General features: G+C 46.4%; 19 protein-coding genes. 15 read left to right on the top strand and 4 right to left on the bottom strand.

Translation table 11 applies throughout. The annotated features are described in order from the left end of the window. The first annotated feature begins 17 nt into the window (after nucleotides 1-17). From cheR to QJR74_RS08330, 10 genes are all read left to right on the top strand, one after another. Nucleotides 18-884 (top strand): protein-glutamate O-methyltransferase CheR, encoded by an 867-nt coding sequence (gene cheR / locus QJR74_RS08375; protein WP_304371414.1) that lies wholly within the window; start codon nucleotides 18-20, stop codon nucleotides 882-884. Beyond that, nucleotides 881-1930: a protein-glutamate methylesterase/protein-glutamine glutaminase gene (locus tag QJR74_RS08370; protein ID WP_304371413.1), complete on the top strand. Its 1050-nt coding sequence runs from the start codon at nucleotides 881-883 to the stop codon at nucleotides 1928-1930. Before cheR ends, QJR74_RS08370 begins: the two co-directional genes overlap by 4 nt. A gap of 47 nt (nucleotides 1931-1977) precedes the next feature. Then, nucleotides 1978-2367, top strand: a complete 390-nt coding sequence (gene cheY / locus QJR74_RS08365) for a chemotaxis response regulator CheY (protein ID WP_304371412.1) — start codon at nucleotides 1978-1980, stop codon at nucleotides 2365-2367. Between the two features lie 6 nt (nucleotides 2368-2373). Beyond that, a complete protein-coding gene (gene cheZ, locus QJR74_RS08360; protein ID WP_441007657.1) occupies nucleotides 2374-3018 on the top strand; it encodes a protein phosphatase CheZ in 645 nt (214 codons plus the stop codon). A 143-nt stretch (nucleotides 3019-3161) separates the two neighbouring features. Continuing rightward, nucleotides 3162-4310 (top strand): flagellar biosynthesis protein FlhB, encoded by a 1149-nt coding sequence (gene flhB, locus QJR74_RS08355; RefSeq protein WP_304371410.1) that lies wholly within the window; start codon nucleotides 3162-3164, stop codon nucleotides 4308-4310. Continuing rightward, nucleotides 4303-6378 (top strand): flagellar biosynthesis protein FlhA, encoded by a 2076-nt coding sequence (gene flhA / locus QJR74_RS08350; RefSeq protein ID WP_304374004.1) that lies wholly within the window; start codon nucleotides 4303-4305, stop codon nucleotides 6376-6378. Before flhB ends, flhA begins: the two co-directional genes overlap by 8 nt. A gap of 1 nt (nucleotide 6379) precedes the next feature. Continuing rightward, nucleotides 6380-6793: a flagellar protein FlhE gene (locus tag QJR74_RS08345; protein WP_304371409.1), complete on the top strand. Its 414-nt coding sequence runs from the start codon at nucleotides 6380-6382 to the stop codon at nucleotides 6791-6793. A gap of 566 nt (nucleotides 6794-7359) precedes the next feature. Then, nucleotides 7360-8349: a glycosyltransferase gene (locus QJR74_RS08340; protein ID WP_304371408.1), complete on the top strand. Its 990-nt coding sequence runs from the start codon at nucleotides 7360-7362 to the stop codon at nucleotides 8347-8349. A gap of 1 nt (nucleotide 8350) precedes the next feature. Beyond that, entirely contained in the window at nucleotides 8351-9580 is a 1230-nt protein-coding gene (locus QJR74_RS08335) for an O-antigen ligase family protein (RefSeq protein ID WP_304371407.1), read from the top strand. Nucleotides 9581-9876: 296 nt separating this feature from the next. Beyond that, the gene (locus QJR74_RS08330) at nucleotides 9877-10314 is read left to right on the top strand and encodes a GlcG/HbpS family heme-binding protein (protein WP_304371406.1); all 438 of its coding nucleotides are present in this window, start codon (nucleotides 9877-9879) and stop codon (nucleotides 10312-10314) included. 68 nt (nucleotides 10315-10382) lie between these two features. On the opposite strand, the gene argS is transcribed toward QJR74_RS08330, so the two are convergent. Beyond that, nucleotides 10383-12113 carry an arginine--tRNA ligase gene (gene argS, locus QJR74_RS08325; RefSeq protein WP_304371405.1) on the bottom strand — a complete coding sequence of 577 codons (1731 nt, stop codon included), beginning with the start codon at nucleotides 12111-12113 and terminating at the stop codon, nucleotides 10383-10385. Between the two features lie 228 nt (nucleotides 12114-12341). Between argS and QJR74_RS08320 the strand changes: the two genes are divergently transcribed. After that, on the top strand, nucleotides 12342-12896 hold the full coding sequence (locus tag QJR74_RS08320; RefSeq protein WP_304371404.1) for a VOC family protein: 555 nt from the start codon (nucleotides 12342-12344) through the stop codon (nucleotides 12894-12896). A 6-nt stretch (nucleotides 12897-12902) separates the two neighbouring features. Here the strand turns inward: QJR74_RS08320 and QJR74_RS08315 are convergent, their stop codons facing one another. Then, nucleotides 12903-14039, bottom strand: a complete 1137-nt coding sequence (locus QJR74_RS08315) for a MalY/PatB family protein (protein ID WP_304371403.1) — start codon at nucleotides 14037-14039, stop codon at nucleotides 12903-12905. A 77-nt stretch (nucleotides 14040-14116) separates the two neighbouring features. Here QJR74_RS08315 and cutC point away from each other — a divergent pair, with 77 nt between their 5' ends. Continuing rightward, a complete protein-coding gene (gene cutC / locus QJR74_RS08310) occupies nucleotides 14117-14929 on the top strand; it encodes a copper homeostasis protein CutC (RefSeq protein WP_304371402.1) in 813 nt (270 codons plus the stop codon). On the opposite strand, the gene cmoB is transcribed toward cutC, so the two are convergent. Continuing rightward, nucleotides 14897-15877, bottom strand: coding sequence for a tRNA 5-methoxyuridine(34)/uridine 5-oxyacetic acid(34) synthase CmoB (gene cmoB / locus QJR74_RS08305; protein WP_304371401.1), 981 nt, complete (start codon nucleotides 15875-15877; stop codon nucleotides 14897-14899). The genes cutC and cmoB overlap by 33 nt on opposite strands. Next, the gene (gene cmoA, locus QJR74_RS08300; RefSeq protein WP_304374003.1) at nucleotides 15874-16602 is read right to left on the bottom strand and encodes a carboxy-S-adenosyl-L-methionine synthase CmoA; all 729 of its coding nucleotides are present in this window, start codon (nucleotides 16600-16602) and stop codon (nucleotides 15874-15876) included. The genes cmoB and cmoA overlap by 4 nt, the downstream gene beginning before the upstream one ends. 244 nt (nucleotides 16603-16846) lie before the next feature. Between cmoA and aspS the strand changes: the two genes are divergently transcribed. From aspS to QJR74_RS08285, 3 genes are all read left to right on the top strand, one after another. Then, complete coding sequence (gene aspS / locus QJR74_RS08295; protein ID WP_304371400.1) at nucleotides 16847-18625, top strand: aspartate--tRNA ligase; 1779 nt, start codon at nucleotides 16847-16849, stop codon at nucleotides 18623-18625. Continuing rightward, nucleotides 18625-19065 carry a dihydroneopterin triphosphate diphosphatase gene (gene nudB, locus QJR74_RS08290; RefSeq protein WP_304371399.1) on the top strand — a complete coding sequence of 147 codons (441 nt, stop codon included), beginning with the start codon at nucleotides 18625-18627 and terminating at the stop codon, nucleotides 19063-19065. Before aspS ends, nudB begins: the two co-directional genes overlap by 1 nt. Nucleotides 19066-19128: 63 nt before the next feature. Continuing rightward, nucleotides 19129-19872, top strand: coding sequence for a YebC/PmpR family DNA-binding transcriptional regulator (locus QJR74_RS08285; protein ID WP_304371398.1), 744 nt, complete (start codon nucleotides 19129-19131; stop codon nucleotides 19870-19872). Nucleotides 19873-19880 lie beyond the last annotated feature (8 nt).

Here is a 19880-nt window from a genome sequence, read left to right as displayed (position 1 = left end):
TAATAAGCGAAGGGATTATGCATAAACAACCCCCCAATACGCCGTCCTCTGCGGTGGTAACAAAAAGTGGACGTTATGAGTTATCGGCACAAGATTTTCAAAAAATATCCGCATTGATTTATCAACGTGCCGGTATTGTGCTGGCAGCTCATAAGCAGGAGATGGTTTATAACCGCTTACTCAGGCGAGTTAGGGCACTGAATCTGACGAATTTTAGCCAATATATTCAGTATTTGGAAAAAAATCCGCAGAGTCATGAATGGCAAGAATTTACTAATGCCTTGACCACTAATCTCACGGCTTTTTTTCGTGAAGCACACCATTTTCCGATTCTCGCTCAGTATGCTCGGCAACATAAAGGCTGTTTCACACTATGGTGTTGTGCGGCATCCACCGGTGAAGAACCTTGGTCACTCGCGATTACCTTGGCTGAAACACTAGGGCTAGGCCCTGGCCGATTTCAAATCTATGCCAGCGATATCGATACGCAAGTTTTGGAAAAGGGGAGGCAAGGAATCTATCGACAAGAGAATCTATCGATGTTAACGCCTGAGCAGTTACAGCAGTACTTCTTAAAAGGCACGGGTGAACACCAAGGATTAGTCAGGGTCAGGCCTGAGTTGGCCGCGACGGTAAATTTTTATCCGCTTAATTTGCTTTCAGCGGAGTGGAAATTAAAAGAAAAAGTGGATGCGATTTTCTGTCGTAACGTAATGATCTATTTCGATAAAAAAACTCAACAAAGCATTCTCAGCCGGATGGCGAATAGTCTGCAGCCTGACGGTTTATTATTCGCAGGCCATTCAGAAAATCTCAGCCAAATTAGTACTGACTTTCAACTGCAGGGCCAAACCGTTTACCGACTTGCGGGGAGAAAAAAATGAGCAAAATAAGTGTGTTATGTGTTGACGACTCGGCATTAATCCGACAACTGATGACGGAAATTGTTAACAGTCAACATGACATGTTTATGGTCGCCACGGCGCCTGATCCCTTAGTCGCCCGCGAGTTAATTAAGCAACATAGTCCGATGGTACTGACGTTAGATGTTGAAATGCCCAAAATGGATGGGCTCGACTTCTTGGAGAAATTAATGCGCTTAAGGCCGATGCCAGTTGTGATGATTTCATCATTAACGGATCGGGGATCTGAAGTGACCTTACGTGCGCTTGAGCTGGGCGCCGTCGATTTTGTCACTAAACCTCAAATCGGTATTCGTGATGGCATTATGCAATATGGCGAAAAAATCTGTGAGAAAATCCGCTCCGCCGCCCAAGCTCGTCTCCCAAATCCTGCGCATCGCGCCACGGCAAAGCCAGTATCGTTGAAAACACTTATTGGGAGTGAAAAGGTGATTGCGATAGGGGCCTCGACTGGGGGAACCGAGGCGATTCGGCAAGTGCTTGAGCCGCTTCCTGCTGCCTGCCCAGCGGTATTGATTACCCAACATATGCCCGCCGGTTTTACCCATTCTTTTGCTGAAAGGCTTAACCGACTCTGTCAGATCACAGTAAAAGAGGCAGAGCAGGGTGAACGTGTTCTACCTGGCCATGCTTATATCGCACCCGGTGATCAGCATATGGAGTTAACGCGTTCTGGGGCGAACTATCTCATTCGTCTACTCGATAGCCCACCGGTTAACCGCCATCGTCCGGCAGTCGATGTGTTGTTTAACTCGGTGGCAGCCTGTGCCGGGCGTAATGCGGTCGGGGTACTTCTTACTGGTATGGGGAACGATGGTGCGGCTGGATTATTAGAAATGAAAAAAGCGGGTAGCTGGACTATCGCACAAAATGAAGCGAGCTGTGTCGTCTATGGTATGCCCCGCGAGGCGGTATTGTTGAATGCGGCTTCTGAGGTCACGCACCTTGACGACATCAGTCAGCACATGGTGAGTCGACTGGCCTCGGGACAAGCGATACGAATTTAAGGATCGCTAGGTTACAGGGATACATTAACGGAGATAAGGAAAAAATCATGGCAGATAAGTCTCTTAATTTTTTAGTGGTAGATGACTTCACAACGATGCGTCGAATTGTGCGCAATTTATTGAAAGAGCTTGGTTTTACCAATGTTGATGAAGCGGAAGATGGACAGGATGCTTTAACTAAGCTTCAAGCAGGAAAATTTGATTTTGTTATTTCGGATTGGAATATGCCGAATATGGACGGTTTAGATCTGTTAAAAACCTTACGTGGGCAAGAGCGTTTTGCCAACTTACCGGTATTAATGGTCACGGCAGAAGCCAAAAAAGAAAATATTATTGCCGCAGCACAAGCGGGGGCAAGCGGTTATGTCGTCAAGCCTTTTACTGCGGCGATTTTGGAAGAAAAACTCAATAAAATCTTCGAAAAATATGGAATGTAAGGAGTTATTATGAGCCATTCCTTACCCCCTAATGATAATGATCATATGTCAGACATTATCGTTCGCTTAGGGTCTCTCACACGGATGTTACGAGATAGCCTACAAGAATTAGGGCTAGAGCAAGCGATAGCGGATGCTGCAGACGCTATCCCTGATGCACGGGGTCGTCTCACTTATGTCGTTGAGATGACGACACAGGCTGCGAACCGAGTATTAACCTGTGTTGAGCAAGCTCAACCCGAACAAGATCAACTCACCTACCATGCTGAAAGCTTGCAAAAACGGTGGGATGAGTGGTTCGAAGAGCCGAAAAGTTTTGAGGAGGCTAAGTCGTTGGTGACGTCAACACGGGAGTTTCTCGCCAGCATTCCTGCCGCAACCGGTAGAACAAACCAGTTATTATTAGAAATTATGATGGCACAAGATTTTCAAGATCTCACCGGACAAGTGATTAAGAAAATGATGCATGTTGTTGAGCAAATCGAAACTCAGCTATTAATGGTGTTGCTCGATAATATTCCTGATAACGCACGCGTCAGCCCTACGCAAAAAAATAGTTTATTAAATGGCCCACAAATCGATACTACTGCCAGTGGGGTGATTGCCAACCAGTCACAAGTTGATGATTTGTTGGATAGCCTTGGATTTTGATTAAAGGTCGATAATGCCTAACGACTAGCCTTAGAGAGGTACTTATTATTAGTATAATAAGCACCTCTTCTCTCCTTTACTTCTTCAATAGCCTGCTTTCGGCTCTGGCACTCTACGGGTAATTATCCAACGAGGAAGTTGTGGTGTCTGAAGAAAATAAAGACGATAAGACCGAAGCACCCAGTAGCCGTCGTATTGAGAAGGCGCGGGAAGAGGGGGATATCCCTCGTTCGCGCGAATTGACCTCCATGTTACTGCTATTAACAGGACTCTTAGCGCTTAGCCTCACCTTACCAATGAGCTGGCAGGGCATGTTGCACATCGTTCGTTATAGTTGGCAGTTTGATTTAAGTCAGGTCAACGCCCATCAATGGGGGGCTTATAGTGTTGATATGATCCCGCTCAGCCTGTGGCTATTCCTCCCTTTCGGTCTAAGCCTATGGGTAGTGGCAATTATCGCTAACGTTATCATTGGCGGGGTTAACCTCAGCCCTAAGGCCTTACAGGTAAAATTTTCTCGGCTCAATCCGTTATCGGGCATGAAAAAATTTTACAGCGCTCAGACCGGGGCTGAGTTACTGAAGTCCTTGCTAAAAGCGTGCATCGTAATATCAATTTTACTCACGGTGTTGTGGCTCAAGCAGCGTGAAATCCTCGGTCTTATCCACCAACCTTCGCAGATAGCCCTTAAAGAAGGCGCTTATGGTCTCGTTAAACTTTGGCTATGGGTGGTGATGGGGATGATGCCGATGGTTGCGTTCGATCTATTTTGGCAACTCTACAGCTATCACAAAAAGTTAAGGATGTCGCGCCAAGAGATTCGTGATGAACATAAACAGCAGGAAGGTGACCCCCACCTTAAGGGACGTATTCGACAACAAATGCGTGCAGCGGCGCGGCAACGGATGATGGCCAATGTGCCGCGAGCCGATGTCATCCTCACAAACCCCACCCACTTTGCTATCGCACTGCTTTATCAAGAAGGCAAGATGCTTGCCCCACAAGTCGTGGCAAAAGGGCGCGGGCAGGTTGCCGAAAAAATACGGGCATTGGGGAACTCACACCATATTCCCACCTTGGAAGCGCCTCCTTTGGCCCGCGCGTTATGGCGACACACCGAGGTAGGTGACCCAATTCCAGGGGCTTTATATACCGCGGTTGCCGAAGTGTTGGCTTGGGTATGGCAGGTACGACGTTGGCGAAAGATGGGCGGACAAAAACCAGAGAGACCCCAGCAATTAGTGGTACCTGCTGAGATGACTTTTGACTTAGAGAGTGATGATGATGAATAAGCTTTATGCGCGGTTACGTTTACCTATCCATTGGCGTGAGGTGGATTGGCAAATTTTAGCTGGCCCTATCTTAATTTTACTGATTTTAGGGATGATGGTTCTGCCGCTACCCACCATATTGTTGGATCTCTTCTTCACCTTCAATATTGCCCTATCAATTATGGTGTTATTGGTTGCCATGTTTACGCGTAGAACTCTAGAGTTTGCGGCGTTTCCCACTATTCTTCTTTTTGCGACGTTACTGAGATTAGCGCTGAATATTGCTTCAACGCGGGTCATTTTACTTGAAGGCCATACTGGAGGAGCGGCAGCCGGTCAGGTCATAGAAGCATTTGGCCACTTTTTAGTCGGCGGAAATTTTGCAATCGGGATTGTGGTTTTCATTATCCTCATTGTTATCAACTTCATGGTGATTACTAAGGGGGCTGGACGTATTGCGGAAGTCGGTGCCCGTTTTGTTCTAGATGGTATGCCTGGTAAACAGATGGCCATTGATGCGGACCTCAATGCAGGAGTAATTGGTGAGGAGCAGGCAAAACAGCGGCGGCAGGAGGTGACTCAAGAAGCCGATTTTTATGGTTCCATGGATGGTGCGAGTAAGTTTGTACGAGGGGATGCTATCGCTGGAATTATCATTATGGTGATCAATATCCTGGGGGGCTTATTAGTTGGCGTGGTACAGCATGGCTTATCCATTGGTCAAGCGGCCGAGACCTATACGTTATTGACTATTGGTGATGGGCTAGTGGCACAAATTCCAGCATTAGTTATCTCCACTGCCGCAGGGGTGATCGTGACGCGGGTCAGCAATGACAGTAACGTCAGCGAGCAGATGGTCAGTCAGTTATTTAGCCGACCGCAAGTCATGGTATTGAGTGCCGCGGTGATAGGGCTGCTTGGACTAGTCCCTGGCATGCCGAATAGTATTTTCCTCCTTTTCACGACGTTATTGTTAGTCCTTGCTTGGTGGCTGAAGGGAAATCAGTCACGAATGGAAAGCCCTGTACTGGCTCCGAGCGATTCACACCAGGCCCAACCAGTAGAAGCGAGTTGGCAGGATGTCGTGATCGAAGATGCACTTTCAATGGAGGTTGGCTACCGACTGATCCCATTGGTGGATGAAGCCCAAAAAGGGGAGTTACCTGGAAGGATCCGCGGAATTCGAAAAAAATTCGCAACCAGTATGGGCTTCTTACCGCCAAGTATTTTTATCTCCGATAACTTAGCCCTAGCGCCGGCGCATTATCGGATCTTATTGAAAGGGGTAACCATCGGGATGGGGGACGTCTGGCCTGGGCGATGGTTAGCGATTAACCCAGGGAGTGCGCGGAGTGACTTACCTGGCGAAGTCACACGGGATCCGGCCTTTGGTTTACCCGCGGTGTGGATTGATAGCGCATTAAAAGAGCAAGCCCAAACAGTAGGTTTCACCGTTGTTGAAGCCAGTACGGTGATTGCAACGCATTTGAATCATCTGCTTAGTCACCATGCGAGTGAACTATTTGGACGCTTGGAGGCACAACAACTCATCGAACATGTCGCCAAAACCCTGCCAAGCCTTACCGATGGGATTATTCCTGACCTTTTATCACTCACTACAGTGCATAAGGTGTTACAGAATTTACTCAAGGAACAAGTCTCGATCCGCGATATGCGGACTATTTTGGAAACACTGACCGAGCATGCCAGTACGACGCAAAACAGTGTGGAACTTACCACTGTCGTACGGGTGGCACTAGGCAGAGCCATTACCCAACAGTGGTTTCAAGAGGATGAGATCATTCAAGTCATCGGTCTCTCCCCTGCACTGGAAGAGTTATTACAACAAGTGATGCGTAATGGTGGAGGACTTGAACCGGGACTTGCTGAGCAATTGGTGAGCCAAGCGGGTGAAGCGATCACCTATCAAGAATCGTTAGGCGTTACTCCCGTATTACTCGTTGATAGTGCGTTACGGCTGCTATTGGCACGATACCTGCGTCGTCATTATCGTCAATTGGTGGTCATGTCGACCGTAGAATTAGTCAGTGATAGGCCTATTAGGCAAACTGCAACGCTGGGGGAATAAAATGTGGCGGTGTATTACGGTCGCGCTATGCTTGGTCATTAGCAATGTTGAGGGGAGAAGTCCCATTGCTAGCGCCACGCTAAGCCAAAACGGACAAACCTTAGTTCGTCATGGTCAGTGGTATCGCTTTAGTTTAGGGCAATTACCGGAGGGTTATATCGGCACTGTTAGAGCGGTAAGCTGGCAGATTACCAGTACAGGCGTATGGCATCAGCCTCCGCGACTTTTTCTCTGTCTAAACCAATACTGCCAACCTGTGGATGGATTAGCGGGACGAAGTACGCGTTTTGCCGGATTGAACAGCGGAGGTAGCTGGCAGTTCACTATACGACTCGCCGACGGTGCTCCTGCGCAGCAGCCATTACAGGTAAATGGTATAAGCTTAACTGTCGATAGTCGCATTAAAAATAATTAAGGGAGCCGTCAAATTTCTTGAAATCAGTATCTAAAGATTCAGTAGGTTTCCCCAACCAGTTTGCGATAAGCTTTACCATCTCTCTTAATAAGTTAGAGGGGGGCTAGGGTTTCCGTTAATGAGTACGACCTAAAACATTAATTTATTTATCAATTATAAGAGGGTTGATGATTTCATTCATTAATTTCCCTTCCCTATTTATGGGTGGGTTATCCTTAATATTTATTCGGGGAAACAGAAAAGATATCATGCCGGCTTGTATTAACTGAGGGTTGTGAGTTTAGTGCTTGGTGATGTTTAATTACATAGTGATTAATTTTAGTAATCTATTCTGATATTGTTTTATAAAATAAAACATCTGATTAATTTCCCTATAATATAATTATATTTTACTTTTTGAGCCGGTAGCTATAAAGCGATTCAAAAGAATAGGGGGAGTGTGTCATTATTGTTAACTAATTTAAGATCACCACTCCACTTAAATTTTTCTAAACTATATCTTTATGGCTCCTTATATTAACTTAATATAGAATAAGTCCTTATCGTATGTGTCATTAGGACTTTCAATGTTTTTTGGTCAGGAGTTAATTAATCATCAGCTCAACGTCTCATCACTTGAAGAGGATGAGGAATTCAATATCGCTTACGGTGCAGATGATGAATTCATGTTCGGTGCTGGCGTGTCAATTGAATCGGTTATTATCAATAACAAGGATAAGAGGATTCATTTTCATATATTTACTGATGATATATCAGAGGGTAATAAAAGACGTCTTTTATTACTTTGCCAGAACCATCGAGTCGCTATCAGTATTTATAGTGTCAATACCGATTTTATCAGAACGTTACCTTCTAATAATTCTTGGAATTATACTATCTACTTCCGTTTAATAATTGCTGATTATTTTACTCATAAGCTTAGCAAGATATTATACCTTGATGCTGACGTGTTCTGTAATAGGGGGTTGAGTGATTTAATGAGTTTAGATTTGAAAGGGTATACTGTCGCGGCGGTACGGGACCCTAGCATCACTCATATTATCAATATAGACAAAGTTTTCTCTACTCGTTTTACTCAAGTCGGTTATTTTAATTCGGGAGTAATGTTGATAAATCTTGATGAGTGGAGTAAATACGATATTACTAAAAAATCAATGGATATTCTTACGGATGATAGCGTGGTTAATACGCTGACTTATTACGATCAAGATGCTATCAATATAGCAACCTGTGAAACTGTACTGTTTATCGATGATCGCTATAATTACATTATTGATCTAAATTATAAATATAAATGTTGTGACAACTTAGCAAAAAAGAAAGCCGCATTATTTCATTTTGTTGGATTAACGAAGCCATGGCATGCATGGTCTAAATTTTATGATGAATGCGAACCCTTTAGATTAGCCAAAGAGTCATCACCATGGTGTAATGAGCCATTAATTAAACCTAAAACAAAATACAATTACAAATATGCAGCCAAACATAATAAGTATAATAAGAATTTTATTCGGTCATTCTACAGCTATATAAAATATAAAATATCGGATGTGTAGTATGACTCTGCGTGACGGGTTTTATGGTATTAGTCTGTTATTGCTGCCAATCAGTGCATTTTTAACCTCTACAGAATGGATATTAGGGCGAAATGCGATGTTTCTCGCGCTAGGAATTCTTATTATACAGTTCGTTGTCAATAGGGAGAATTACAACACTCTGTCTACTAAGAGGTGGCTACTTATCGCATTAGCCGTAGGAGCTGTTGCGTTGAGCCAATGCTGGTGGGTGATGAAGTATGAAAATAAAGAAGAGAGTCAGTTATTGGCTAATGTCAATTATACTGTAACTTACCCATTCCTATTCTCTTTTTCGATATTAATACTCGCCACTAGCGCAATTCCTCGAGATGTCATTTATCGCTTTCGTTTCGTATTGTTGATGGTGATCTGTTTAGCCTTTGGAGTTAAAGTTATCCAAGGAGGGTATATTTACTTTAGTGAAAAAAGTATACGGGCAAATATAGGAGGTATATCGACAACAGCCGCCTATCTGATGACGCTTCAAGGTTTATTATGTCTCTATGCCATTAATAAAATTGCGACACACTATAAGCGTTTTTTAATAATCCTAGTCAGTATATTAACCTTCGCCATTATAGTAATGACTGGAACGCGTAGCGCGATGGTAATCTTCCCTATCATCTTAATTATAATGGCTCTAAACAGCCTGGCGGTTAAGGATTATCGCAAAGTTTTACCTGCGCTAGTTGTTTTATTTGCCATGCCACTATTTATCTCACATCAGATAAGGGAGCGTTTTGTTGAGCTATATTACGACATTAGTCAAGACAGTGTTAATAATAGTACCTCTATTGGTTCTCGCTTTAGTATGTGGCAATCGGGTTTTTATACGGCGGGTCGCCACCCGTTTGGCCAAAGTGCAGAATCGCGATTAAATGAAGTTACTCAGTATATTGAGATTAATGAGAGAGGGAATAAAGAGGCTTTACGTAATATACCTTATCATTTGCATAATGAACTCTTAGAGATTGCATCATTACAAGGTGTGCTCCCTGCAGTGCTGATGCTAATTTTCTATTTCATGACTATTATGGCCTTTAGAAAAAATGGTAAAAACGGTTTAGCCATTTATACCTTTACGCTACCCCTATTTTATTTTGGTGTTGGGGATGTACTAATGATTTATCCCAAAGCAATAGTCTGCGTATTGTCGATATTATGTTTGTATAGCGTACTCAGCAAGGTAGACAACGAAGTTAGGTCTTAACATGACTCGTTGATGAATAGTCCTCCACTTAACGTTGAACCAGTGGGTATGCGTCTGACCCGATATCCATACGTTATCTACCTTTCACATTGATTTTAAAAATAATTTCTCTAAAGCTTTACAGTGTTGGAAGGTGATGAGGTAGCAAAAATATCCTGGTCCGATTGATGAATGCAACGAGAAGACACCGATGATTCTTCAGGTGGGTTGGTTGTTAAAAAATGGGAGTTGCTAGGGCACACTGCGCTTTTGGTAGATAAGGACTAATATTGAGTCTTTACCGCAAGGAGAAAGTAATGTCATTTTTTAATACCAGTTCATCAATTAATACAGAGTTGGCAGGAAAACTCATCGCGGCGGGTGAAGCGAAGCTCCAGGAAATGGGTATTGCCTCGAATATTGCAGTAGTTGATTCAAAAGGGTTTCTCGTCGCTTTTTTACGGATGGACGGCGCGCCGCTCCCCAGTATTGAACACGCTATAAACAAAGGGTATACCAGTGCATTATTTAGCGCAGCGACGGCTTCACTTGGTAAAGACGCGCAACCCGGTGGATCGCTCTATGGTCTTAATATCACATTGAACCAGAGAGTTATCGTTTTCGCTGGCGGAGAGCCACTTATCCATAACGAACAGGTGGTCGGTGCAGTCGGTATATCGGGAGGAACGGCTGAGCAAGATCAGCAAGTTGCCGATCATGTTGTGAAGGCATTTAAATCACTTGGTGCAGCTTAGGGTTATTCTGTAAATAAAAACGCCCGCACTGCTGCGGGCGCCTTATCAATGTAAGCTAATGCTAATTATTACATGCGCTCGACGGTATCAATACCAAGCAGGTCTAAGCCGCTTTTAAGGGTTCTAGCCGTCAAGGCGGAGAGTTTGAGACGTGATTGGCGGCTATTTTCATCTTCAGCGGTTAATACCGGACAGTGTTCATAGAACCCAGAGAAGAGTACGGCTACGTCATAGAGGTAAGCACAAAGCACGTGAGGCGTTCCTTCGCGAGCGACTTGCTGTAAGGTCTCTTCGAACTGCAGTAGGCGAGTGGCCAAAGCGGCTTCACGGGATTCTGTTAGAGCAAGTGGGCCCTGAAGCGATTGCTCATCAATACCCGCCTTACGGAAGATAGACAGGACGCGGGTGTAAGCATATTGCAGGTAAGGTGCAGTATTCCCCTCGAATGAGAGCATATTGTCCCAATCAAACACGTAGTCGGTAGTACGGTTTTTAGACAAATCAGCATATTTCACTGCGCCAATACCGATGACTTCCGCCAGACGATCCAAGGTCTGTGGGTCCATCTCTGGATTTTTTTCTTTCACTAGTGCCAATGCACGATCGTGTGCCTCATCCAATAAATCCGCCAGGCGAATCGTTCCGCCAGCACGGGTCTTGAAAGGACGCCCATCTTTACCTAGCATCATACCGAACATATGGTGTTCTAAGGGTACAGACTCCGGTACGTAACCCGCTTTACGGACAATAGTCCAGGCCTGCATCAGGTGTTGATGCTGGCGTGAGTCGATATAATAAATGACTCGCTCCGCTTTTAACGTTTCATAACGGTACTTGGCGCACGCAATATCGGTGGTGGTATAGAGGTATCCGCCATCTTTCTTCTGGATGATAACGCCCATTGGTTCACCTTCTTTATTGGTGAACTCATCCAAGAACACGACAGTCGCGCCTTCACTTTCAACCGCTAATCCTTTTTGTTTCAGGTCAGCAACAATTCCGGGCAACATGCTGTTGTAAAGGCTCTCACCCATCACGTTGTCAGCCGTTAAGCTTACATTTAACCGATCATAGTTGCGTTGGTTTTGTTCCATCGTGATGTCGACTAACTTACGCCACATTTTTAGGCAATACTCGTCACCACCTTGAAGTTTGACAACGTAGCTACGGGCGCGCACCGCAAAGTCTTCATCTTCATCATAAGCAATTTTCGCGGCACGATAGAAGGCTTCGAAATCTTGCAAAGCGATTTCTGCGGCGTGATCGGCTTGCTGTTGTTCAAGATAGGCAATTAACATTCCAAACTGCGTACCCCAGTCACCGAGATGGTTTGCGCGGATAACATTATGGCCGAGTTTTTCAAGCGTCCGTACCGTCGCATCGCCGATAATGGTTGAACGTAAGTGCCCGACATGCATCTCTTTAGCAACATTAGGCGCAGAATAATCGACGACAATAGTTTGCGGCGTGACAGGAGCAATGTTGAGCTGTGCAGAGCCTAACGCTTGTTCGACTTCAGTGGCCAGCCACTGAGGATCTAAAAAGATATTAATAAAGCCCGGACCAGCTATCTCGATTTTGTTGGCAATACCCGTTAGAGAAAGTTGTTCAACCACCTTTTCGGCAAGCTGTCGAGGAGGCATACCCAGTCGTTTCGCCGCACCCATAATTCCGTTAGCTTGGTAATCACCAAATTGTGGCTTTGCGGATTGACGGATGAGGGGTTCGCTATCGGCGGGAGCGCCGGCAGCCACCATAGCCTGACTAACTTTGTCGCAGAGAAGAGCCTGAATATTCACCGGTATACCTTTATCAATTGAGTGTATGGCAAGCCATACAGCACGAGATGTCGAAACATCGAAACGTAGAAACTTTAATGGTCGAGCAGTATACGTAAAAAAGCTTAAGGCGTCAGCCACCATATTCATTTGTCGTGCAAAGTGGTTGAAATTAATCAGCTATTGACTTTACAGCGAGTGGGCAGAGGGCGAAAATGACGAAACCGTTATTCATGACAGCAGGGCATTATGCATCCACTCTTTATCGCTCTCCCCGAGCTAGCCGATGATCTCTCTCAGTTCGAACAAAAATTATCTGCGTTTGCACAGCAATTGGGACTTAACTTAAGTGAGTTAACGCTTGACCACATTTCGTTACGTTGTCACCAAGATCGAACAGCTGAACGTTGGGCGATGGTCCTATCACAAGTCGGTAGCTGTTTTTCCGACGCAGTGATCGGCGGGCGACCCATTCACCTTTATCGGCTAGAACAACCGTTACTGCTACTAAATCACCCTATTGATATCGTCGAGCTGCCTTGGCCGGGTGAGAAGCGTTACCGCCACGAAGGCTGGGAGCATGTTGAAGTGGTGTTGGCGGGGGAACCGGAACAAATCGGTCAACGCGCCATGGCCTTGATCGATGATCGCGGGTTAGTCATGCCGGGAATCAGTGTCAAAACCCGGCGTCCGCAAGCGAAAGCCGGGACATTGGACAATACGACGCTAGCGATTACTAACGGTGAGATTACACTCAAGTTTCATACCTATGCCATCGACAAAGTGGTAGAGAGTGAACGCTAAGATGGATTAAGCTTGGTCAATAGCGTGGCGTAGGCGGCCTAGGGCTCCCTCTAACAGCGATCGGCAACATCCAAAATTTAGCCGTACGGCTTGGGGATCGCCGAAAGCTTTACCCGAAGTTAACCCTACACCATGCTGTTCCAACCAGTGATGGGGATCCGCTTTTTGTAAGCCTGATGCATCAATCCAGGCTAAGAATCCAGCATCGGGTACAACCATCCGTAAGGCTGGATGTTGTTGTATAAATTCAACCAAAACGTCACGGTTTTTTCGCAAATAATGGCGCTGAGCAGTTAACCACTCCTCGCTCTGTTGCCACGCCGCACGCGTGGCGACAAGTCCTAAGCTGTTTGGTACTGCCATTCGTTGCGCAACAGCTTGACGGACACGCTCACGCATCATGTTATTAGGGATAATAGCGATAGCGCATCCTAACCCGGCAAGATTGAATGATTTAGCTGCGGAGAGTAATGTGATGGACCGTTGTGAGCTCTCCGCTGACAGCGAAGCAAAAGGAATATGTTCACGATCCGGTTCAAGCAATAAATCTGCATGGATCTCATCGCTGCAGACCCAGAGGTCGTAATGTTCAGCATACTCTGCGAGCTGTTGTAAGGCATCACGTGAATAACTTTTTCCACCTGGGTTGTGCGGATTGCAGATAAACAACAAGCGCTCTCGCCCCGTAAGCGCTGGAAGAGAGGCCGATAGAATATCAGGCTCATCAAATAATGGATAAGGGATTAAACGTTGGCCTCGCTGGGCATTGCGGGCACTTTGTGTAAAAGGTGGGTAGATTGGCGTATGGCAAATAGAGCGTTGCTCGGAAGAGAGGAGGCATTCCTGTAATAGACTAAATACAGGTTTTATCCCAGAGAGGGGGATGACCCAGTCGGGATCGATTGTCCAGTGATATTGCTTTTCAACCCACTGTGCCGCGGCCTGAGCCAATTTACCTTGGTCATCAGCATAGCCAAATACCCCCTGTGCAACCCGGTCAGCCAATGCTTGTTGAATAGCAGGGGCTACACGAAAATCAGTATCGGCTATCCATAATGGAATGATATCTTGATCGCTATATTTGAGCCATTTTTCACTATCAGTGTGATATCGCTCGACTCTTTCATCAAAATTAAATGACATCCGTACTCCAGGCAGGTATTTAGGGAGAGGCGCTATGCACAGTAGCATATCCATCAGGTCTGACAAAGGAATCGACTATGCCGACTTTAGAAATATGCTGTTATGGATTGGATTGCGCCCTAGCTGCGACGCAGGCAGGCGCGGACCGTATTGAACTCTGTGCCGCGCCCCAAGAAGGGGGACTCACCACATCGTTAGGGGTATTGCGTGAGGCCCGTTCTCAAATTTCAATTCCCGTCCATCCAATAGTAAGACCCCGCAGCGGCGACTTTTGCTATAGCGAGCAAGAATTCAAAATTATGCTATCGGATGTGGCGCAGATCCGCGATATGGGATTTCCTGGAGTAGTGACTGGAATTCTTTGCCCTGAAGGTTTGCTCGATAAGCCGAGAATGCAAAAGCTGATGACGGTAGCAAAAGGAATGGCAGTGACCTTTCATCGTGCTTTCGACCTGTGCAGTAATCCCTATCGTACCTACCATGAATTGGCTGAGTTGGGCGTGGCACGAATCTTAACCTCAGGACAACAGCAATCTGCTGAGGCGGGAATTAGCCTTTTACATGAATTGACAGCGATAGGGACGGGACCAATCATCATGGCAGGTGCGGGTGTGCGGTTATCTAATCTCCCGAAGTTTCTAGATGCAGGGATTAAGGAAGTTCACAGCTCTGCCAGCCGGCAGGTGCCTTCAGCGATGCGCTACTGTAAAGCCGGCGTCTCGATGTGTTCAGATAAAATGGCGGATGAATATTTGCGGACCGAAGTTGATCCTAACGTAGTGGAAGCCATGCAAACCCTCATCCGTTTACAAGGTGATGCACCGCCAACAGAAACGGCAGAACATCACTCTAGCCGCTTAGACTACTTCTCCGGGCTTACGGGCAATTAATACTGCACGTAACGGCGCATGGTACCCTTCCACTGTTTTATGAGAATCGTTCGGGTCTAAGAACTCCGCCAACGATTCACTCGTCATCCACGATGTTCGGCGTTGTTCGCTTACCGGTGTGACGGCTTGATCAACGATACGCACGTCAACGAAGCCGGTTTTCTCTAACCAACTTTTCAGGGCGAGGGCAGAAGGGAGGAAATACACATTTCGCATTTGGGCATAACGTTCACCGGGTACCAAGACTTGGTGTTCATCCCCTTCAGTCACTAACGTTTCTAAAACGAGCTCGCCACCATTGACCAACTGATTTTTTAACTGTAGCAAATGGTCTAAGGGGGAACGGCGATGGTAGAGCACACCCATTGAAAACACGGTATCGAAGGCTTCACTTGTCGGCAGCTGCTCAATACCGAGTGGTAAAAGATGAGCTTGTTGTGAATTACCCAGCAACTTACGTACCGCTTCAAACTGGCACAAGAAAAGTTGCATCGGATCGATCCCGACGACCATCTTGGCACCTTGGCCGATCATTCGCCACATGTGATAACCGCTACCACAACCGACATCAAGAATGAGACGATCGTTAAGTGGACTGATATGGGGTAATACGCGATCCCATTTCCAATCAGACCGCCATTCGGTATCGATATGCGTGCCGTAAAGATGATAAGGGCCCTTACGCCATGGCATTAGCTGACGCAGTAACGACTCGATTCCCTGACGTTGACGTGGTGTGAGGTCCGGATGTTCAGCATGAACTTGGTCGACCAAGTTCAGCGAAGCAGGCGTAAGGGCCGGTAAGTACTGGATCGCTTTGTGCCACTGACGAAAGTGACCATGTAAGTTCTCGCGCTGCCACTGGGCAAGCTGGGCAGGGATAACCTCTAGCCATGAGGCGAGGGGACCCGTTGCAATCTGCTGGTAAAAATTTCCAAAATCTATCATTTGATGGCCACTAAGGATCCGAAATTAAAACATTGAAACCACAGCTCAGCATGTTGAAAACCAACAGCCCGTAATCGTTGTTGATGGGTGCTTACGCTATCGGTAAGCATGACATTTTCGAGCATACTGCGCTTTTGGCTGATTTCAAGCTCGCTATAACCGTTAGCGCGTTTGAAATCTAGATGCATATCGAACAGTAACTCACCCATCGCTTGGTCGGCAAAACTGAATTTTTCAGAGAGCACTAAGGCGCCGCCAGGACGTAAACCCTGCCAGATTTTCGCTAGTAAAGTTTGACGGTCTTCAGGTGGAATGAATTGCAGGGTGAAATTCAGCACCACTAGTGAAGCGTTATCGATCTCGATATTTTGGATATCCGCCTCAATAACCTGTACCGGTGTTTGCGCACGAAAGGCGTCAATATGGCGACGACAGCGCTCAACCATGGCAGGGGAGTTATCAACGGCAATGATCTCACAACCGGAAGCCGTGATATTACGACGTACCGATAAGGTGGCCGCTCCAAGTGAACATCCGAGGTCGTAGACGCGGCTATTTTCCGTGACATAACGCCCCGCCAACATCCCAATCATAGAGATAATATTCGAGTAACCTGGCACAGAGCGCTGGATCATATCGGGGAAGACTTCAGCTACTCGTTCATCAAAAGTCCAATCGCCTAATTTATCAATTGGCGCGGAAAATAAACTATCGCGGTGGGACATAACGGCGTTCGCTAACTTTGCAAAAAAACTATTGTCGCAGAAACCGCTCATCCGCGCATCTATAAGACAAGTTTTTAGCGTTTTTAGACAAGCAAAAGTGTTAATTGCGCAGATATCGAGCGCTATTACACTCATAGGCTTATCCTTGACATTATTTTTCAGTATAATGCGAGCCATTTTGCAGCAATATCGCCAGATGGCGGCAGCTTACGTTAAACGCCTTCCGGGCCCAAAAGGATAATCAATGCGTACACTTTATTGCGGACAACTTAATGTGTCCCACATCGGTCAACAAGTGACTCTCAGCGGTTGGGTGAATCGTCGTCGCGACCTCGGGAGCTTAATTTTCATCGATATGCGTGATCGCGAAGGGATTGTACAAGTCTTTTTTGATCCGGATGAGCAAAAGGTGTTTGAGCGCGCGTCAGAATTACGTAATGAATTCTGCATTCAAGTCGTTGGAAAAGTACGAGCGCGTGATGAGCGTAATAAAAACGCTGACATGGCAACGGGTGAAGTAGAAGTTTATGCCACCGAGCTCACCATTATTAACCGTTCAGAACCTCTGCCTCTGGATAGTAATCATGTCAACAGCGAAGAAGCTCGGCTTAAATACCGCTATTTAGATTTGCGTCGCCCTGAAGTAGCCTCGCGCTTCAAAACTCGTGCGAAGATCACGGCTTTTGTTCGTCGTTTTATGGAAGAGAATGAGTTTCTGGATATTGAAACGCCAATGCTCACTAAAGCGACGCCAGAAGGTGCGCGTGATTATTTAGTGCCTAGCCGCGTTCATAAAGGTGAATTTTATGCGTTACCGCAATCACCTCAGCTATTTAAACAGCTACTCATGGTCTCTGGCTTTGACCGCTACTATCAAATTGTAAAATGCTTCCGTGATGAAGATTTACGTGCAGATCGTCAGCCTGAATTCACGCAGATCGATGTTGAAACCTCTTTCATGACGGCGCCACAAGTGCGAGAAGTTATGGAGCGTCTTATTCGTCAACTTTGGATCGCTATTAAAGGGGTCGATCTGGGCGAATTCCCGCAAATGACGTGGGCAGAGGCGATGCGTCGTTTCGGTTCGGATAAACCTGACCTACGTAACCCGATGGAATTGGTGGACGTTGCCGATTTATTGGCACAGGTTGAGTTCCAAGTCTTCTCCGGTCCAGCCAACGATGCGAAAGGGCGGGTGGCAGTCTTACGTGTACCGGGTGGTGCGCAATTAACGCGTAAACAGATCGACGATTATACCAAATTCGTTGGCCTCTACGGTGCGAAGGGCATGGCATGGATGAAAGTCAACCAACGTGATGCTGGCCTTGAAGGTATTCAAAGTCCTGTTGCTAAATTCCTGACTGCTGAGATTATTGAGCAGCTGCTTGAGCGAACCGCAGCAGAATCAGGAGATATTCTGTTATTTGGTGCTGATCAAGCGAATGTCGTGGCAGATGCGATGGGGGCATTACGTCTCAAAATCGGTCGCGATTTAGCCTTGACTGATGAAAATCGTTGGGCTCCGCTTTGGGTGGTGGATTTCCCAATGTTTGAACAAGATGATGAAGGGCGTTTAGCCGCCATGCATCATCCGTTCACGGCGCCACGCGAGTTAACGCCAGAAGAACTGAGTCAAGCGCCAAGTGATGCAATTGCCAATGCCTATGACATGGTCATTAATGGTTATGAAGTGGGTGGTGGATCGGTTCGTATCTATACTGGTGCCATGCAACAAGCAGTATTCAGTATTCTGGGAATCAGTGCCGATGAGCAACAAGAGAAGTTCGGTTTCTTACTGGATGCACTTAAATATGGCGCGCCACCGCACGCTGGATTAGCCTTTGGCTTAGACCGTTTGACCATGCTATTAACGGGTACGGACAATATTCGTGACGTAATAGCCTTCCCGAAAACAACTGCTGCGGCCTGTTTGATGACGGATGCACCGAGCGAAGCTAACCCGAATGCGTTACAAGAGTTGGCATTACAGGTAGTGAAAAAAGCTAAAACTGAGTCAGCGTAATGGCCTACAAGCATCCCGTTTCGGTGTTGGTCGTCATCTACGCAAGAGATACCAAACGGGTGCTAATGTTACAGCGTCAAGACGATGCGCAGTTTTGGCAATCGGTGACAGGCAGTCTAGAAAGCGGCGAACAGCCAGAACAGGCGGCCTTGCGTGAGGTGCAGGAAGAGACTGGATTTGTCTATACTCCTGCGCAAGACCTACTGGTTGACTGTCGTACACAGATTAGTTTTGAAATTTTTGAACAATATCGTCACCGTTATGCTCCGGGAGTGACCCATAATCAAGAACATTGGTTTACATTGGGTCTTGAATCCGAAAAGACTCCCTGTTTAAGTGAGCATACGGCGGCGCAGTGGCTCCCTTGGCAACAGGCTGCAGCGTTAACCAAATCGTGGAGTAATCGCCAAGCGATTGAGCGCCTTTTTGCCGAGGAATAATTAGAGGGGAATGCGTCTGAAGACGCGTTCCGTTTACCGTTATTTGTTTGAGAGAATAAGATTATGGCTGGACATAGTAAATGGGCGAATACCAAACACCGTAAAGCGGCACAAGATGCGAAGCGCGGTAAAATCTTCACTAAAATCATTCGTGAGTTGGTCACTGCGGCAAAACTCGGTGGTGGCGATCCTAGCTCGAACCCTCGTCTGAGAGCCGCGATGGATAAGGCCCTGTCCAACAACATGACGCGTGATACGATGGACCGTGCGATCGCACGCGGTGTCGGCGGTGATGATAACTCCAATATGGAAACGATCATTTATGAGGGCTATGGCCCAGGCGGTAGCGCCATCATGATCGAGTGTCTGAGTGACAACCGTAACCGTACCGTTTCAGAAGTGCGCCATGCTTTCACCAAAACCGGTGGTAACCTTGGGACTGATGGTTCAGTTGCCTACCTCTTTAGCCGTAAAGGGGTTATCGCTTATGCACCAGGCCAAGATGAAGATGCGTTAATGGAAGCTGCTTTGGAAGCCGGTGCTGAAGATGTGGTGAGCTATGACGATGGCGCCATCGATGTGTTTACCGCGTGGGAAGAGTTAGGTGCGGTGAAAGAGGCATTAATCGCAGCAGGTTTAACACCAGATGAAGCGGAAGTCACGATGATCCCTTCAACTAAAGCAGAAATGGATAGCGAGACGGCGCCAAAACTACTACGTCTGATTGATATGCTCGAAGATTGCGACGATGTTCAGGAAGTTTACCATAACGGTGAGATTTCTGACGAAGTGGCTGAGAGCCTGTAAGTGCAATC

The sequence above is a fragment of the Tatumella ptyseos genome, from assembly GCF_030552895.1.
Taxonomy (GTDB): Bacteria; Pseudomonadota; Gammaproteobacteria; order Enterobacterales; family Enterobacteriaceae; genus Rosenbergiella; species Rosenbergiella ptyseos_A.
This window is presented reverse-complemented; position numbering and strand designations above follow the sequence as displayed.

Excerpts from the sequence above, each read along its gene's own strand:
- QJR74_RS08370 (WP_304371413.1), top strand. The coding sequence starts at position 881 with ATGAGCAAAATAAGTGTGTTATGTGTTGACGACTCGGCATTAATCCGA.
- flhA (WP_304374004.1), top strand. The coding sequence starts at position 4,303 with ATGAATAAGCTTTATGCGCGGTTACGTTTACCTATCCATTGGCGTGAG.
- QJR74_RS08315 (WP_304371403.1), bottom strand. The coding sequence starts at position 14,039 with ATGTCATTTAATTTTGATGAAAGAGTCGAGCGATATCACACTGATAGT.
- nudB (WP_304371399.1), top strand. The coding sequence starts at position 18,625 with ATGGCCTACAAGCATCCCGTTTCGGTGTTGGTCGTCATCTACGCAAGA.
- QJR74_RS08330 (WP_304371406.1), top strand. The coding sequence starts at position 9,877 with ATGTCATTTTTTAATACCAGTTCATCAATTAATACAGAGTTGGCAGGA.
- cutC (WP_304371402.1), top strand. The coding sequence starts at position 14,117 with ATGCCGACTTTAGAAATATGCTGTTATGGATTGGATTGCGCCCTAGCT.
- cmoA (WP_304374003.1), bottom strand. The coding sequence starts at position 16,602 with ATGTCCCACCGCGATAGTTTATTTTCCGCGCCAATTGATAAATTAGGC.
- QJR74_RS08340 (WP_304371408.1), top strand. The coding sequence starts at position 7,360 with ATGTTTTTTGGTCAGGAGTTAATTAATCATCAGCTCAACGTCTCATCA.
- QJR74_RS08345 (WP_304371409.1), top strand. The coding sequence starts at position 6,380 with ATGTGGCGGTGTATTACGGTCGCGCTATGCTTGGTCATTAGCAATGTT.
- cheY (WP_304371412.1), top strand. The coding sequence starts at position 1,978 with ATGGCAGATAAGTCTCTTAATTTTTTAGTGGTAGATGACTTCACAACG.
- QJR74_RS08285 (WP_304371398.1), top strand. The coding sequence starts at position 19,129 with ATGGCTGGACATAGTAAATGGGCGAATACCAAACACCGTAAAGCGGCA.
- QJR74_RS08320 (WP_304371404.1), top strand. The coding sequence starts at position 12,342 with ATGCATCCACTCTTTATCGCTCTCCCCGAGCTAGCCGATGATCTCTCT.
- QJR74_RS08335 (WP_304371407.1), top strand. The coding sequence starts at position 8,351 with ATGACTCTGCGTGACGGGTTTTATGGTATTAGTCTGTTATTGCTGCCA.
- cmoB (WP_304371401.1), bottom strand. The coding sequence starts at position 15,877 with ATGATAGATTTTGGAAATTTTTACCAGCAGATTGCAACGGGTCCCCTC.
- cheR (WP_304371414.1), top strand. The coding sequence starts at position 18 with ATGCATAAACAACCCCCCAATACGCCGTCCTCTGCGGTGGTAACAAAA.
- aspS (WP_304371400.1), top strand. The coding sequence starts at position 16,847 with ATGCGTACACTTTATTGCGGACAACTTAATGTGTCCCACATCGGTCAA.